Below are 15,649 nucleotides of genomic sequence, written 5' to 3'. Positions count from 1 at the left end.
CATGCTCCGTTTTCTGCTCTGCCTTGCTTCGTGTGCATTCGCCCTGGGCGGCTTACGGGGGCAGGCCCCACCGACGCAACTCTACGTGTTCGATATTCGGCTGGCGGATACCTCGGTAAGTCTGAGCAATCCACGCTACCTCAGCGGCTTCAACGCGCAGGGGTACAACAACCACCCCAATTGGGCCGATCGCAACCTGCTCTACGCTTCGATCAAGCTGCCGGACATGGTGCAGCCAGAACTGTACCGCTTCGATCTGACCACTAATACCCGCGAGCGGCTCACCGATACCGAGGCCGGCGAGTACAGCCCCAAAAAGATGGTGGGCGGTAGCCGCATCTCGGCTGTGCGTCAGGAATTCACCGGGCAGGATACCGTGCTCCGGGTGTGGGAATTTCCGGCCGACCTGTCCGACAACGGCAAGCCGGTACTCCCCGGCGTGACCGGAGTAGGCTACTACGAATGGCTCAACAACGCCCAATTAGCCCTCTATATGGTCGCCCAGCCCAATCAACTGGTGCTGGCCTCTACAAACGGCGACGCCACCCGTACGCTGGCCACCAATACCGGACGGGCGTTCACGCGGCTCAACAACGGCAACCTGGTCTACGTGGATAAGAATACCACTCCCTGGAACCTGGTGGAGCAGAACCTCTACCGCCTCGACGATGCACCCCGCGTCATCGCCCCCATGGCCCGGGAAACGGAAGACTTCATTCTCCTGCCCGACGGTACCTTCCTGGCCGGCAGCGGCAGCCGGCTCTACCGCCTCGACCCTAGGGACGGCAGCGGACAGTGGCGGGAGGTCGTCGACCTGAGCTACTACGGCTTTCAGCGGATCAGCCGCCTGGCCTACAATGGACAAAACCAACTCGCCATCGTGGCCGAGTAATCATTCTAGTACCCCTTTCCTTCGCCCTAACCAAGCCCCACCGACCCATGATCATCGGATGCCCTAAAGAGATTAAGAATAATGAGAACCGCGTAGCCCTTACCCCCGGCGGCGCGCTTGAGCTGGTCCGCCGTGGCCACACCGTCCTCGTCCAGACCAATGCCGGCGTGAACAGCGGCTACCTGGACAGCGACTACGAAGAGGCCGGCGCACAGATTCAGCCCGACATCGAGTCGGTCTACGCCCGCGCCGAAACCATCGTCAAGGTCAAGGAGCCCATCGAATCGGAGTACAAGCTGGTACGGGAGGGACAGCTGCTCTTCACCTATTTCCACTTCGCCAGCTCGCGGCCCCTGACCGAAGCTATGGTCAACAGCAAGGCGATCTGCCTGGCCTACGAGACCGTCGAAGGACCCAACGGGAGCCTGCCCCTGCTGGTGCCCATGAGCGAAGTTGCCGGTCGCATGTCCGTACAGGAAGGCGCCAAGTACCTCGAAAAGCCGGCCGGTGGACGCGGCATTCTCCTCGGCGGCGTACCCGGCGTACACCCCGCGCGGGTACTCATCCTCGGTGCGGGCATCGTAGGGACCGAGGCGGCTAAGATGGCTGCCGGTCTGCACGCCAACGTCACGTTGATGGATATCAATCTGGAGCGGCTGCGCCACCTGGCCAACGTACTGCCCGCCAACGTGACCCTGGTGTTCAGCAGCGAATACAACATCCGTAAGGAGTTGGACCGCGTCGACCTCATCATCGGTGCCGTACTCATCCCCGGGGCCAAAGCTCCCCACCTGATCACCCGCCAAATGCTGAGCGAAATGCGCGACGGTACCGTCGTGATCGACGTGGCGGTAGACCAGGGCGGCTGCATCGAGACCTGCCACCCCACCACCCACGAAGATCCTACCTACGTGATCGACGGTGTGATCCACTACTGCGTGGCTAATATGCCCGGCGCGGTACCCTTCACCAGCACCCTGGCCCTGACCAACGCGACCTTCCCCTACCTGCTACAGATCGCCCAGAAGGGGTGGGAGCGGGCAACGGACGAAAACCCCGGCCTCAAGGCAGGACTCAACGTCGTACGCGGCGAGATTGTCTACGAAGAGGTAGCCGAAGCCTTCGCCTAATCCACGCATCGATTTTACCGTCCGGAGCAGCACTCCGGATTTGTTCCGCTAAACCATTAGTTCTGTGATTCGCTATACGCTACTATTCATTTTACTCCCCTTGGGCCTTCTAGCGCAGGACTCCACTATTGACCGTGATCTCCCCGAGTTCCGCTTCAACCAGCTCGATCTAGCCGGTGAAATGCACTTTCTGGCATCCGATTACCTGGCGGGCCGCCGTACCGGAGCGATCGGCAACGAGGTAGCGGCTGAGTACATCGCGGCCCTGCTGCGGGGCTATGGGTATGCGCCCATCAACGCGCAGGACAGTAGCTACTTTCAGTCTGTCCCCCTCAACCGGGTCAATGCTCCCCTGGAAGCGTCCCTGACCATCGGAGACAGCACCTATACGGTGGGTCAGCAAATGATCGTGCTGCGGGGACCGGCGGCGGAGGCCACTGCCTCGGTGGTCTATGCCAACTACGGCTGGGTAGATGAGGAGATGGGCCACAATGACTACGAGGACCTGGACGTAAGCGGCAAGATCGTGATCACCCGGGCCGGTATTCCGGGTAACCCCGGGCAGTCGGGCATCTTCCGTGGCGTAAGCGAAAAGGCGGAACTCGCCGCGGCCGCGGGTGCGGTGGCGGTGTTCGAAATCTACGCGCTGCCGTACCCCTGGACGGGCTTCCGCGGCTACCTCGGGGGCGAGCGCATGAGCGTCAGCGACGATAGTGCTCCTGCGAGCATCCCCTATGGCTTCGTCAATTTTGCGAATGCTTCGGTCCGGGATCTGCAGGACGCACCGAACGGTCTGCCGGGTCAGGTGATGAGCACTGGAATGCGCGTCGAGGACATGGGTAGCCGCAACGTAGGGGGTATCCTGCGGGGCAGCGACCCGACCGTGGCCGATGAATACATGCTGATGACGGCCCACTTCGACCACGTAGGCGTGGGTGCGCAGGGTGGGGGATTCTACTCGCCCGGCGACAGCATCTTCAACGGAGCCCGCGATAACGCATTCGGTACCATCAGTCTGCTGGCGGCCGCCCGCGCCTTTGCCGAGGTACCTCCCCGGCGGTCGATCGTCATTCTGGCCGTGACCGGCGAGGAGCTCGGACTGCTGGGTAGCAAGTACTACGCGGAGCATCCCCTGGTGCCGCTGGAGCAGACCGTATTTAACTTCAATACGGACGGGGCGGGCTACGACGATACTACCGCGGTATCGCTCATTGGTGCCGGACGCACCGGTATCGATCCTCAGGTGCAGGCGGCCGCGGCTGCGTTCGGCAAATCGGTCATCAACGACCCCGCCCCGGAGCAGGGGCTGTTTGACCGTTCGGATAATGTGAACTTCGCTGCACTGGGCATCCCTGCCCTGACGTTCAGTGGGGGCACCACCGGCTTTTCGGACGAGATCATGCAGTATTACCATCAGGTGACTGACAATCCGGAAACCATCAATATGCAGTACCTCAAGGTGTACTGTCAAGTATTCACGCTGGCTGCCCGCCTGATCGCTAACCGGGACACCGTGCCGACGTGGGTGGAGGGTGACAAATACGAAGCCGCCGGTAAAACCCTCTACGGTACCGGAAAGTAAACACCTATGACCAAGCCGCTCTACACCTTCGACGACATCCAGAACCTGGAATTCCCCCCGGTCATTGTCTACGCCGTGCCCGTCATGGTGGCCCTGACCATCATCGAATGGTTCCTGCGCCGGCACGAGTATATCCACGAACTCGAGGAGGCCGCCGAGCAGCTGGGCTTCCTGACCGACTACGCCCCCACCTTCCGCAACTCAGGCTACAACCCCATCACCTACACCCAGCGGCGCAATAGCTACGCCGAGGAGATGAAGGCCTACATCGCCGACCGGGCGGGCAGCAGCCATGCGGACAAGCACAAGTATGACATCAAGGACGGCCTGGCGGCCGCCGGCGTCGGGGTGGGTAACCTGATCAGTACCGCGCTGGTCAAGGCGGCTACCTTCGGTATCATCCTGTTTTTCTATAATCTGACGCCGCTGTACGTACCCACTAGCTGGTGGAGCTTTCCCCTGTGCTACATCGTCGTAGACTTCTGTCGCTACTGGGCCCACCGGGTAAGTCACGAGCAGCGCTTCTGGTGGGCTACCCACGTTACGCACCACAGCTCCGAGCAGTACAATTTTACGGTATCCTTCCGCCTGGGGTGGACGCAGCACATCAAGGTAATCTTCTTCGTACCCGCTGCCCTGCTGGGCTTCGATCCCTTCGTGTTCTTCATCTGCATGCAGATCGGGGTACTCTACCAGTTTTGGATCCATACCGAGCTGATCGACCGCATGTGGGCACCGATCGAATTCATCTTCGTCACCCCGAGCCACCACCGCGTGCACCACGCTACGGAGGAAAAATACCTGGACAAGAACTACGGCTCCAGCCTCATTATCTGGGACCGGATGTTTGGCACCTTCTGTCCGGAGCAAGAGACGCCCAACTACGGCATCCTCACGCCGGTGAACAGCTACAATCCGGTCAAACTGGTCTTTCACGAGCACATGGCCATGTTTCATGACATGATGGAGTATCGACACCCCAAGGCATGGTGGCGGATCATCTTCCACGGTCCGGGGCTTACCCTGGACAAGGAGAAGCATTACGGCTTCTACAAGTACAAAGATGGTCAGGTACCCTCGGCCAGTGATGCCCAACAGGATAAGGAGGTAGGCCAGGAGACGCCGGGCAACGTAGTCGTATGACCCCGCCCGATAGTGGGGAGCTACGGTTGGAAAAGCTGCTCGCGGAAATGTGTCCGATGCTTAACGAAGGACGCTATGCGTTTGTGACCCTGCCGTCGGATAGCGCTATACCCCGTGAAACCGTGGCGATGGTCCAGGAAGCAGAGGGTATGAGTCTGATCGTGCCAGCGGCTACCGCGGATAAGCTCGGTCTGGCGTACTCCGGCGCATACAGTTGGATCACGCTCCAGGTGCACTCCTCTTTAGCGGCTGTAGGACTCACCGCCGCGGTAGCCAATGCCCTGACCGCTCACGAGATTTCCTGCAATGTGGTCGCTGGAACTTACCACGATCATCTATTCGTAGCTTGTAGCAAGGAAACACGGGCCATGACGGTGCTCACGAACATGACACAGGGCACGTAGTTTTATACGTACTACCATCAACTGTATAGCATGCCAATCTTCAGCGACCTTAAAAAGATCTTCTTCGGCGCTAAGTCCGTCGCCAAGCACCAGGCCGGTAAGGTCGAAGACGAGCTTACTACCCAGGGAGACGAACTGCTCGAAATGGGTAAACGCGCCGCTGCCGTGGTAGCCGACCGCGCGCCGGACTACATCAAGAAAGGAAAGGACGCATTAAACGATCTAGGTGATGCGGTCTTTCGGGAGCCCGACCCCGTGACGCCCCCAGACACTACGGAGCAGGCCAAGGATATCATCGATGAAGAACTCGGGTTCGGTAGCCTCGATCTGAGTCCGGAGCGAGAAGCTCCCAAATCCGGTAGCATCGACTTCGAGGACGGGCTGGAAGAAGGCACCCCACCCACGCCTAAAGAACCTTCCGCCCTGCGGCAGGTGGCGGACTCCTCCCTCGACGCGGCCGCTCGCGCCGGTCTCAAGGCTAAGGAGCAGGCTGGAAAGCTGGGCGATAAATTGCTCGACCGTGCCGCGCAGGCCGGTGTTGACCTGAAGGACAAGACGGATGCTTTCGTCGAGCACGCCAATCGCGAGACCGAGAAGATGGACCTCGAGGATACCATCCGTGAAGCTAAAGCCGCCGCCGCCCAGGCCGAAGCCCGCGCGCGGGCCTTCGATAATAAGGAGGGTGAGCGGACCACCGAAGACTCCACGCTCAGCGGTACCGACAGCTTTTTCGATCGCGCCGACCGCTTCGCTAAGGGAGACTACCACAATGAGGGGGGTAAGGACATGCGCGTACAGGACGATCCCGACTTCGAACCAAGAAAAAAGAGTGACCTGATCGCCGGCTTCATGGACAACGACGGCGACGGTGATAGCCTCATCGATGATGCCATTATCGAGGAGGAGTAGCCGCCGCTAGTGCCACGCGAATAGCCTGCGCTCGCTCCACCGCTCCAGCATGATCGCCGTGTATACACAGCGTTTTGATCTGTAGTGGATAAGTGATGCCGTCCATAGCCCGCACCTGACCCGCCGCTAATAGTTTGGCCTGCGCCGCAGCCTCTTTGATCGTATCGATACAGGCATTCGGTGCGCTGCGCGACTGGAGGGTAAGATCCGGTGTATAGCGCCGGTCGGCAAACCCCTCGGCAAGAAAAGCTAGTCCCGCCCGCTCAGCCGCGCGGCGCAGTTCTCCGGTGGGCGGCCCCATTAAGTACGGCACCCTAAGCTGGGTAGCTATTCGGGCAATGCCTCGCGCCAATTCCTCGTGCCGGTTGGCGTAATGATAGAGCGCCCCGTGGGGCTTGATATGGTATAGGTCTTCTCCTGCAATAGCACGGACCATACCCTGTAGTGCACTTACTTGATACAGGATCAACGCCTCCAACCGAGGAAGGGGAAGATCCATCTCCACGCGACCGAAATTTTTGCGATCAGGGAAACTGGGGTGTGCCCCGATCCGCACGTCGTGTAGTTTGGCCAGCTCGATCGTGCGGCGCATGGTCAGTGCGTCCCCGCCGTGCATCCCACAAGCGATATTGCACAGGTCCAGGTAGGGCATGAGTCCGGCATCGTTGCCGATGCGTCGGTCATACCAGCTTTCACCCAGATCTGCGTTTAGTAGTAAGGCCATGGGGGTCAAGATACCGGTTCGCGGCATGTCGCTTCGTGGCTTCCAGCCGCGGTGCTAGCTGGTCTCGCATGCCCTAGTCCCTATCTGCTCGGACCAGCCCAATCGATAGTGCTACTCCCCCGGCAGGGATGCCGGGAACCGACCGGTTCGTGGCTTCCAGCCGCGGTGCTAGCTGGTCTCGCATGCCCTGGTCCTATCTGCTGGGACCAGCCCAATCATAAAGCTACTCCCCCCGGCAGGGATGCCGGGAACCAACGCGCCGGCTCGTGGCTTCCAGCCGCGGTACTAGCTGGTCTCGCATGCCCTGGTCCTATCTGCTGGGACCAGCCTAATTGATAATGCTACTCCCCCGGCAGGGATGCCGGGAACCGACCGGTTCGTGGCTTCCAGCCGCGGTGCTAGCTGCTCTCGCATGCCCTAGTCCCTTTCAGCTTGGACCAGCCCAATCGATAGTGCTACTCCCCCGGCAGGGATGCCGGGAACCAACGCGCAGGCTCGTGGCTTCCAGCTGCGGTACTAGCTGGTCTCACATGCCCTGGTCCTATCTGCTGGGACCAGCCCAATCGATAAAGCTACTCCCCCCGGCAGGGATGCCGGGAACCGACCGGTTCGAGGTTTATCCTCCGCACCCGCGTTCGCGCCCGTAAAACTTCCCCTATCTTATGCAGTAAACAGCAGGTATGCACCGCAGGAAGTTTCTTAGATCAAGTTCTCTACTGGCCGCGGCGCTGGCGGCCGGACAGGCCAGTGCCTTTACGCGCTGGAAAAATACCGCCCAAAAACGCGTCGCCCTGGTCGGTACCGGGATCCGGGGCAGTACGCTGTGGGGAAAGAACCTGGTAGAGAACTACGGGGAGCAAGTCACCTTCGTGGGCCTGTGTGATATCAATCCGGGGCGGTTGGAGACGGTGCGGGAGTATATGGGGGTAGACTGCCCCACCTTCACCGACTTCGGGGAGATGATGCAGCAAACCCAGCCGGAATGGGTGATCGTCACTACGATGGACGCTACCCACGATACCTACATCGTGGCCGCCATGGAGGCCGGGGCCCACGTGATCACCGAGAAGCCGATGACGACGGACGCCGCCAAGTGCCAGGCCATCCTGGATACCCAGGCCCGCACCGGCCGTGAGGTACTGGTGACCTTCAACTACCGCCACACGCCGCACAACACAGCCATCAAACAACTGCTGCACGACAAGCGGGTAGGGGAGGTGACGAGCGTAGACTTCCACTGGTACCTCAACGTCTACCACGGAGCCAGCTACTTCCGCCGCTGGCACGCCTACGTGGAGAACAGCGGAAGCCTTTGGGTCCACAAGGCGACCCACCACTTCGACCTGCTCAACTGGTGGGTGGGGGCCACCCCCGTGGAGGTGACCGCCTACGGTGCCCTGGAACACTACGGAAAGAACGGTCCGTATCGTGGGGTATCCTGCCGGACGTGTCCGCACAAGACCGAGTGCCCGTACTACTGGGACATCACCAAGGATGAGTCCTCGATGCGGCTGTACGTGCAGCACGAGGAGATCGACGGCTATATCCGCGACGCCTGCGTGTACCGCGAAGACATCGATATCTGGGACAAGATGAGCGCCCAGATCCTGTACGACAACGGGGTGGTGGTGAACTACTCCCTGACCACCTATTCGCCCTACGAGGGCTATCGCATCGCCTTCAACGGTCACGACGGGCGTATCGATAGCTGGGAGGATATCCCCTACCAGCGCGGGGAGTACTCCGAGCAGGAGCAGGACGCACTGCACGACGACGAGATGGCGACCGGGCAGGGGGAGGTGCCCACGGAATTTTACGAGATCGTAGTGCACGACAACTTCGAGGCCGAGCACGAGAGCATCAAAGTACCCAAGTACCGCTACGGCCACGGCGGCGGAGACCGGCGGATGCTGGACTACCTATTCGTGCATCCCGATGCGGCCGATCCCCTGGGTCATATGGCGGGGACGCGGGATGGGGCGCTGTCGATCCTGATTGGCGTAGCTGCCCGTCGGAGCATCAGGGAGCGGCGGGCGGTGCGGCTGGATGAACTGGTGAAAGTATAGGCGAGCAAACAATTTGGTCCCAACTTTCCTTACTCCACCGCACCCCAACTATGTATACCACGCTATGGCCACGACTAACGTACAGATCGAATCCTCCTGGAAAGACGCCCTACAGGATGAATTCGGTAAACCCTACTTCAATACCCTGATCGGTTTCATCAAGCAGGAGAAAGTGGACGGGAAAACGATCTACCCCGCCGGCTCCCTGATCTTCAACGCGTACAATACCACCCCGCTGGATCAGGTCAAGGTGGTGATCCTGGGCCAGGACCCCTACCACAACCCGGGGCAGGCGATGGGCCTCAGTTTCAGCGTGCCGCGGGGTGTGACGCCTCCCCCCAGTCTGCGCAATATTTACAAGGAGATCGATGATAGCCTCGGCATCCAGAAGCCCGGCCACGGCGACCTCACGAAGTGGGCCGAGCAGGGTGTATTCCTCCTCAACTCCATGCTGACCGTAGAACGCAATCAGCCAGGCAGTCACAAGCGATCGGGTTGGCAGTACTTCACGGATGCGAGCATCAAGGCGGTAAGTGACAAGACCGAGCACACGGTATTTATGCTGTGGGGCGCGTTCGCACGTAAGAAGGCTGCCCTTATCGATGGGGATAAGCACCTGATCCTGGAAAGCGCACACCCCTCGCCATTTTCGGCCGACAAGGGATTCTTCGGTAACCAGCACTTCAAGCAGGCCAACGAGTACCTGGAGGCCAACGGTAAGACCCCCATCGACTGGAGCCTGGCGTAGTGACCTTCCGGTACACCATGCTTTGCCTGTTCTGCAGCCTCGGCTGCGGTCCATCGGACCCGGAACCCATCCGGGAGGTACAGGCGGTGACCGGTCACCTGAGCTATCGGTCGGATACCCGTCGGCTTACCGCCGACCTGATTCTGCCGGACTCGACTACCCGTCCGCCCATTTTTCAGGGTAAAATCATGGAGCCACTACACCGTTTACCGGACCGCCGGTTTCGCTTTGCAGAGGAAGTGGATCTGCGTCGGCCCATTCGGTTCACCCTGGAAGATGGGGAGGAAGATGCGCGCTTTTCGCTGCGGCTGAGTGCCGTACACAGTGACTCGCTGCCGGATACTTTGCACCGTACCGCAACGACCGAGTTTGCGGTCGCCGAGCGGGGGTTAGCCGAAAACGAAAGCCTGGTCGTATCCTTTCAACCGGAGGGGCGGGGGGCCGAGCAGCGCATCCTGTTGACTGGCCCCAGCCGGCAGGGAAGCGTCACCCTGACCACCCCCACACTAGAAGATCTCGCACCGGGCAACTACGCCGTTTACCTCATCAAACAGCAACGCTTCCGCGACCAGCAGGACTACCTCAAGGTGAGCCTGTTGACGGAATACTACACCCCTACCCGCCACGTCGTGGTGGAATAAGCGCCCTACCTTAGCGCGCCCTTAAACCTTGACTTTATGAACGTTCTTTTACTCGGCAGTGGTGGCCGTGAGCACGCCCTGGCCTGGCGCATCAGTCAGAGCCCCCTCTGCGCCCAGCTATTTATCGCCCCCGGCAATGCGGGAACCGAAGCGTACGGTACGAACCTAGCTATCGACCCCAACGATTTTGATGCCGTGCGCGAAGTGGTTCTGGCACACAATGTGCGGCTGGTAGTCTGCGGCCCGGAAGAGCCCCTGGTACGTGGTATTCAGGATTACTTCAGTACCGACGAGCAACTCAAGGCCGTATACTTTATCGGTCCCAGTAAGGAGGCCGCCCGTCTGGAGGGAAGTAAGGCTTACGCCAAGGCGTTCATGGAAGAGTATAACATCCCCACGGCGGGCTACCGACGCTTCTCCGCTGAGAACATAGCGGAGGGGGAAGCTTACCTGGCCCAGCAGGATGGACCCTTCGTACTGAAGGCCGATGGACTAGCCGCCGGCAAGGGGGTAGTGATCGTTGACAATGTAGAGGACGCCCAGCAGGAACTGCGGGCTATGCTCGACGGGAAGTTTGGCGAAGCCAGTAGCACCGTTGTCGTGGAGGACTTTCTGGACGGTATCGAGTTCTCTGTTTTCGTACTCACTGACGGTAAGACCTACCGGATGCTGCCGGTAGCCAAGGACTATAAGCGTGCCGGGGCGGGCGATACCGGCCCGAACACTGGTGGCATGGGGAGCGTGAGTCACCCTCCCTTCGTGGACGCCGATATGCTGCGCAAAGTCGAGCAGGCCATCATCCAGCCAACCCTACACGGTATTCAGGCGCGGAAACTCGACTACCGCGGCTTCATCTTTATCGGTCTTATCGCCGTAGACGGGGAGCCACAGGTCATAGAATACAACTGCCGTTTGGGCGATCCGGAAACGCAGTCCGTACTAGCCCGACTTGAGAACGACCTGATGCAGTTACTGCTGGAAACCGCCGAGGGTGGGCTGAGTGGCGCGGTACTCAAGATCGATGATCGGCAGGCCGCTACGGTAGTACTCACCAGTGGTGGATACCCCGGGGAATACGAGAAAGGAAAGGCCATTACCGGCCTGGACGAGGTGACGGATAGTATGATTTTCCACGCCGGCACGCGCAAGGAGGATGGCGACCGCGTAGTCACCAACGGCGGACGGGTACTCTCGGTAACCAGCTACGGCGAGACCATCGAGGAAGCCCTGGCACGCTGCTACACCTCCGCTAAGCTGATTCAGTTTGAGGGTGCCAGCTACCGCTCCGATATCGGATTCGACCTATAGGCTATGCACGTAATTCTATTCGACGCCGCGGTACGCACCGCCCTGCTGCCGCTGACCTACGCCCGTCCCGTTGCCGACCTCCGGATAGGTAGCCTGACCATCGCCGAGAAGTGGTCCCGCCACCTACAGGCTCCCGTCAGCTACCTGACGCAGGACTACCTCAGTTCTATCTTTCCCCTGGAATCTGGACCCGCTAACCTATTGATCGACGGTAGCTTGTTACCGACGGTGGAACTGCTCTCGCTGCTGCAAAACATTCCGCTACACACCGCCTACTACGAAGGGGATCAGCTTCTCCTAGGCCACCTGGATCAGGACGATCTAGACGCCTTACGCCAGCAACAGACCCTGAAGGCCCGGCGGAAGGATATGCCTAACCTTCCGTTGCTGCGCATCCAGCGACCCGCGGATATATTTCTGCATAATGAGCGCGCGCTACGGGAAGACTTCGAGCTAATCACCAGCGGGCGTACGTCTGCCCCGCTTCCCGATACCAATCAGTTGATCGGACCGGCAGACCAGTTGTTCATCGAGCCCGGCGTGAGCATTGACGGTGCTATTCTCAATACCCGTTCTGGACCGATCTACCTGGGCCGGGATGCTACCATCCTCGAGGGCTGCTTGTTCCGCGGTCCCATCGCTGTAAATGCGGGGGCCGTAGTCAAAATGGGCGCAAAGGTGTACGGGGGTACCACCATCGGTGACCGCTGCAAGGTCGGCGGAGAACTCAGCAATGTAGTTTTCCAGGCCAACAGCAACAAGGGGCACGACGGCTACCTGGGTAATGCTGTGATCGGCGAATGGTGTAACATCGGTGCCGGCACGGATGCCTCCAATCTGAAGAATGACTATGGCGCGGTAAAGGTCTGGTCGTACGCCGACAGGGCCAGGCGGGCGACCGGACTACAGTTTCACGGAATGATCATGGGAGACCACTCCAAAACCGGTATCGGTACGATGCTCAATACTGGTACCGTGATCGGCTTTTCGACCAACGTGTTCGGTCCCGGTTTCCCACCCGTATTTCTTCCCTCCTTCAGCTGGGGTGGGGCGGAGGGGCTCACCACCTACCGGCCGGAAAAGGCGATGGTCACCGCTAGCCGGGTGATGGCACGACGGGGGGATACCTTCGGACCCGACCAGGAGGCCTTGTTCCAACACATCTTTGCGGAAAGCAACTCACTGCGGGAGACAGTCTAAGGCCTCGACCTACTGTTCCGGTAGACTACGTTCGTTCCGGTACACCAGGTACCCCGTCGCGGCCATGCTCAGTGAGCCTACGATCAACAGCGGAATAAAGGATGTATCCATCTCCGTATCCGGCGTGAACTCCCCGTCGGCGTAGGTCATCCCCACCTGTATCCCGTTGAATAGCAGATGCAACAGGATCGGGATCCAGAGCGAGCCCGTCCACCGGTAGGCGTAGCCCAGTAGCGCCCCCAGCAGCAGCCGCGGCATAAAACCGGCAAACTCCACGTGAATCGCCGAAAACACCACCGCGGCGGCCCACACTGCGGCATGCTCCGACATGATGCCGCTCAGCAGCCGGCCCTGTAATAGTCCGCGGAACATCAGCTCCTCACACAGCGCGGGTACTACGGCCACGGTAAGTAGCGCCAGTAACAGCTCCGGTAGTTGGTCAAAGGTGAGTACCCCGGCCAGCATGGTGTTGCCGGTAGCTTCGGAGCGTACCATCCAGTCGGGCAGTGGGATCTGCAGGTTCAGGTAAGCGACCAGACCGATCAGCGGCAGCCCGATGACGAAGGTCCAGATAGACGGCCAGATCAGCCCCGGCCGCACGGGCCGCACCAAGCCGGCAGCCTGGTTCCAGCGGTCGCGGTAGGTAAGCCAGAGGGCCAGGGCCGCGGATAGTCCGAAGGTAGCCAGGTTATTGACCAGCAGGATGAGCCGGAGGTGCTGTCGGTCAGCTACAGTGTCGAACAGGACGCCGTCCTGACCGATAGCCAGGCCATAGTGCTGCGCCATTAGCGCCACTACGCCACCCCCCAGCAGGATCATGGTGAGCAGGCCCAGCACGGTAAAAAAGAAGAGGCGCAGGGTCGTGTGGCGGAAGGGATCGGTCATGGATGTTGCTCGGCCGACGTAAGGTACTGCCCTAGTACTACCTTTGCGGGCCGTGCAGCTATCCATCGTCATCGTCAGCTATAACGTGCGCTACTTCCTGGAGCAGTGCCTGCTGAGCGTGGAGCGGGCCACGGAGGGCATGGAGACCGAGACCTGGGTCGTGGACAACAACTCCGCCGACGGGTCCGTAGAACTCGTGCGCCGCCGCTTCCCCTGGGTGCGGGTCATCGCCAATACCGCCAATCCCGGCTTCTCGATCGCCAACAACCAGGCCCTGCGGCAGTCCAGCGGGAAGTACATGCTCCTGCTCAACCCCGATACCGTAGTGCAGGAAGACACCTTCCGCCGCTGCTATGCCTTTTCCGAGGCGCATCCGGAGCTCGGCGGACTGGGGGTGACCATGATCGACGGCAGTGGCCGCTTCCTGCCCGAGAGCAAGCGGGGCCTGCCCACCCCCTGGGTAGCCTTCACCAAGGCCTTCGGGCTGGCCCGCTTGTTTCCCCGCTCCCGCCGCTTCAACCACTACCACCTGGGCTACCTGCCGGCCGACGAGACCCACCCCATCGAGGTACTGGCCGGCGCATACATGTGGCTACGTGCCGAAGCCCTGGAGAAAGTAGGCCTGCTGGACGAAGCCTTCTTTATGTACGGCGAAGACATCGACCTGAGCTACCGCCTGCTTCAGGGCGGCTACCAGAACTACTATTTCCCCGAGACTAGTATTATTCACTACAAGGGCGAAAGCACCAAGCGGGGTAGCCTCAACTACGTGCGGGTTTTCTATCAGGCCATGATCATTTTCGCCCGCAAGCACTTTGTCGGGTCGCAGGCCCGTCTGCTGGTGTGGATGATGCAGCTGGCCGTATACGTACGCGCCACGCTCACGGTCGTCAGCAATCTCTGGCAGCGGCTTCGCTTCCCCCTTGTGGACGCAGTAGGTATCTACCTGGGCTTACGCTTGCTCAAGCAGTTCTGGTCGGCCTATCAATTCGGTGACCCTACCTACTTTCCCGAGACCATCAATTACCTACACTTTCCGGCCTACACCCTGCTGTGGATAGGCAGCATATTTCTGGGCGGCGGCTACGACCGGCCCTATGCGTACGGTAGGCTGTTGCGCAGCCTGGTCGTGGGTACCCTGCTGCTTCTGGCGATCTACGCGCTGCTTCCCGAAGTGCTGCGGCCTAGTCGGGCCCTGCTGGTCCTGGGAGCAGCCTGGGCGACGGCCTGGACGTTGGGGGTACGTACCGTAGCCAGCCTGTTCTCCCACGGTACCGTAGGGGCAGCCCATGATCGGCGCCTGGTGATCGTGGGGGGCACGGCAGAGACTCAGCGCACGCTTAGCCTTTTGCAGCGGGCCGGAGCGGTGCGCAATTACCTGGGCCGTATCGCACCCACCGACGAAGCCTGGCAAACGGGCGCGCACGCAGGTGCGGGGGAAACGATCGGAAGCAGTGCCCGCCTCGAAACCCTCGTAGCTCTCTACCGGGTCGAAGAGCTCATCTTTTGCTCCGCCGACCTGGATAATACGGCCATCCAACGGTGGATGAGCCATCTGGGCCCCGGCGTGCAGTACCGCATTTTACCCGAGGCCAGCGGTAGTATCATCGGCAGCCACCAGCGCGACCGCCGGGGCACGCTGTATACGATCGATGTCAACCTTCGCATCAGCGATCCTACCTACCGTCGGGGCAAGTGGCTGTTTGACCGGCTAGGGGCAGTTTGCGTCCTACTCCTGAGCCCCGTGCTGGTCTGGTTTGTCGACCAGCCCCTCGGGCTACTCCGCAATGCCCTGCGCGTACTACTCGCACGCGAAAGTTGGGTAGGCTACCATCCCGATGATCCGCAACGGGACGTTCTTCCGCCCCTGCGGACGGGCGTGCTGTGGCCCGGTATGGGAGCAGAATCCCTGGCTACCGATACCCTGCACCATCTCAACTTGCTGTACGCGCGGGACTATGGGGTAGGGGAGGACTGGCGACTGATCGTGCGTCACCTGCGGCAATTGGGGCGGTAG

General features: G+C 60.5%; 14 protein-coding genes. 12 read left to right on the top strand and 2 right to left on the bottom strand.

The window, feature by feature from the left end:
- Window position 1: 1 nt before the first annotated feature.
- The 6 genes from MJQ68_RS15290 (at window position 2) to MJQ68_RS15265 (ending at window position 6,060) form a co-directional block, all read left to right on the top strand.
- Entirely contained in the window at window positions 2-892 is an 891-nt protein-coding gene (locus MJQ68_RS15290) for a hypothetical protein (RefSeq protein ID WP_238752005.1), read from the top strand.
- Between the two features lie 47 nt (window positions 893-939).
- The gene (ald, locus tag MJQ68_RS15285) at window positions 940-2,022 is read left to right on the top strand and encodes an alanine dehydrogenase (protein ID WP_238752004.1); all 1,083 of its coding nucleotides are present in this window, start codon (window positions 940-942) and stop codon (window positions 2,020-2,022) included.
- A 64-nt stretch (window positions 2,023-2,086) separates the two neighbouring features.
- Entirely contained in the window at window positions 2,087-3,604 is a 1,518-nt protein-coding gene (locus tag MJQ68_RS15280; protein ID WP_238752003.1) for a M28 family peptidase, read from the top strand.
- Window positions 3,605-3,859: 255 nt separating this feature from the next.
- Entirely contained in the window at window positions 3,860-4,747 is an 888-nt protein-coding gene (locus tag MJQ68_RS15275) for a sterol desaturase family protein (protein WP_406613070.1), read from the top strand.
- Window positions 4,744-5,151 (top strand): ACT domain-containing protein, encoded by a 408-nt coding sequence (locus tag MJQ68_RS15270; protein WP_238752001.1) that lies wholly within the window; start codon window positions 4,744-4,746, stop codon window positions 5,149-5,151. The genes MJQ68_RS15275 and MJQ68_RS15270 overlap by 4 nt, the downstream gene beginning before the upstream one ends.
- Window positions 5,152-5,181: 30 nt before the next feature.
- The gene (locus MJQ68_RS15265) at window positions 5,182-6,060 is read left to right on the top strand and encodes a hypothetical protein (protein ID WP_238752000.1); all 879 of its coding nucleotides are present in this window, start codon (window positions 5,182-5,184) and stop codon (window positions 6,058-6,060) included.
- Here the strand turns inward: MJQ68_RS15265 and MJQ68_RS15260 are convergent.
- Window positions 6,044-6,784 (bottom strand): 5-oxoprolinase subunit PxpA, encoded by a 741-nt coding sequence (locus MJQ68_RS15260; protein ID WP_238751999.1) that lies wholly within the window; start codon window positions 6,782-6,784, stop codon window positions 6,044-6,046. The genes MJQ68_RS15265 and MJQ68_RS15260 overlap by 17 nt on opposite strands.
- A gap of 680 nt (window positions 6,785-7,464) precedes the next feature.
- Here MJQ68_RS15260 and MJQ68_RS15255 point away from each other — a divergent pair.
- From MJQ68_RS15255 to MJQ68_RS15235, 5 genes are all read left to right on the top strand, one after another.
- The gene (locus tag MJQ68_RS15255; RefSeq protein WP_238751998.1) at window positions 7,465-8,850 is read left to right on the top strand and encodes a Gfo/Idh/MocA family oxidoreductase; all 1,386 of its coding nucleotides are present in this window, start codon (window positions 7,465-7,467) and stop codon (window positions 8,848-8,850) included.
- A 64-nt stretch (window positions 8,851-8,914) separates the two neighbouring features.
- Window positions 8,915-9,598, top strand: coding sequence for a uracil-DNA glycosylase (gene ung / locus MJQ68_RS15250; protein WP_238751997.1), 684 nt, complete (start codon window positions 8,915-8,917; stop codon window positions 9,596-9,598).
- A gap of 17 nt (window positions 9,599-9,615) precedes the next feature.
- The gene (locus tag MJQ68_RS15245; protein ID WP_238751996.1) at window positions 9,616-10,239 is read left to right on the top strand and encodes a hypothetical protein; all 624 of its coding nucleotides are present in this window, start codon (window positions 9,616-9,618) and stop codon (window positions 10,237-10,239) included.
- 36 nt (window positions 10,240-10,275) lie between these two features.
- Window positions 10,276-11,547, top strand: coding sequence for a phosphoribosylamine--glycine ligase (purD, locus tag MJQ68_RS15240; RefSeq protein ID WP_238751995.1), 1,272 nt, complete (start codon window positions 10,276-10,278; stop codon window positions 11,545-11,547).
- A gap of 3 nt (window positions 11,548-11,550) precedes the next feature.
- Complete coding sequence (locus MJQ68_RS15235) at window positions 11,551-12,747, top strand: GlmU family protein (RefSeq protein WP_238751994.1); 1,197 nt, start codon at window positions 11,551-11,553, stop codon at window positions 12,745-12,747.
- A gap of 9 nt (window positions 12,748-12,756) precedes the next feature.
- On the opposite strand, the gene MJQ68_RS15230 is transcribed toward MJQ68_RS15235, so the two are convergent.
- Window positions 12,757-13,632, bottom strand: a complete 876-nt coding sequence (locus tag MJQ68_RS15230; protein ID WP_238751993.1) for a CPBP family intramembrane glutamic endopeptidase — start codon at window positions 13,630-13,632, stop codon at window positions 12,757-12,759.
- 52 nt (window positions 13,633-13,684) lie between these two features.
- Between MJQ68_RS15230 and MJQ68_RS15225 the strand changes: the two genes are divergently transcribed.
- Window positions 13,685-15,649: a glycosyltransferase family 2 protein gene (locus MJQ68_RS15225; RefSeq protein ID WP_238751992.1), complete on the top strand. Its 1,965-nt coding sequence runs from the start codon at window positions 13,685-13,687 to the stop codon at window positions 15,647-15,649.

Source organism: Neolewinella maritima, from assembly GCF_923081025.1.
Taxonomy (GTDB): Bacteria; Bacteroidota; Bacteroidia; order Chitinophagales; family Saprospiraceae; genus Neolewinella; species Neolewinella maritima.
Note: the sequence above shows the minus strand (reverse complement) of the source record. Positions and strands in the feature narration are given on the sequence as shown.

Coding starts and splice junctions, on each gene's coding strand:
- MJQ68_RS15265 (WP_238752000.1), top strand. CDS start 5,182: ATGCCAATCTTCAGCGACCTTAAAAAGATCTTCTTCGGCGCTAAGTCC.
- MJQ68_RS15255 (WP_238751998.1), top strand. CDS start 7,465: ATGCACCGCAGGAAGTTTCTTAGATCAAGTTCTCTACTGGCCGCGGCG.
- MJQ68_RS15290 (WP_238752005.1), top strand. CDS start 2: ATGCTCCGTTTTCTGCTCTGCCTTGCTTCGTGTGCATTCGCCCTGGGC.
- MJQ68_RS15230 (WP_238751993.1), bottom strand. CDS start 13,632: ATGACCGATCCCTTCCGCCACACGACCCTGCGCCTCTTCTTTTTTACC.
- MJQ68_RS15260 (WP_238751999.1), bottom strand. CDS start 6,784: ATGGCCTTACTACTAAACGCAGATCTGGGTGAAAGCTGGTATGACCGA.
- MJQ68_RS15235 (WP_238751994.1), top strand. CDS start 11,551: ATGCACGTAATTCTATTCGACGCCGCGGTACGCACCGCCCTGCTGCCG.
- ung (WP_238751997.1), top strand. CDS start 8,915: ATGGCCACGACTAACGTACAGATCGAATCCTCCTGGAAAGACGCCCTA.
- MJQ68_RS15270 (WP_238752001.1), top strand. CDS start 4,744: ATGACCCCGCCCGATAGTGGGGAGCTACGGTTGGAAAAGCTGCTCGCG.
- ald (WP_238752004.1), top strand. CDS start 940: ATGATCATCGGATGCCCTAAAGAGATTAAGAATAATGAGAACCGCGTA.
- MJQ68_RS15245 (WP_238751996.1), top strand. CDS start 9,616: ATGCTTTGCCTGTTCTGCAGCCTCGGCTGCGGTCCATCGGACCCGGAA.
- purD (WP_238751995.1), top strand. CDS start 10,276: ATGAACGTTCTTTTACTCGGCAGTGGTGGCCGTGAGCACGCCCTGGCC.
- MJQ68_RS15275 (WP_406613070.1), top strand. CDS start 3,860: ATGAAGGCCTACATCGCCGACCGGGCGGGCAGCAGCCATGCGGACAAG.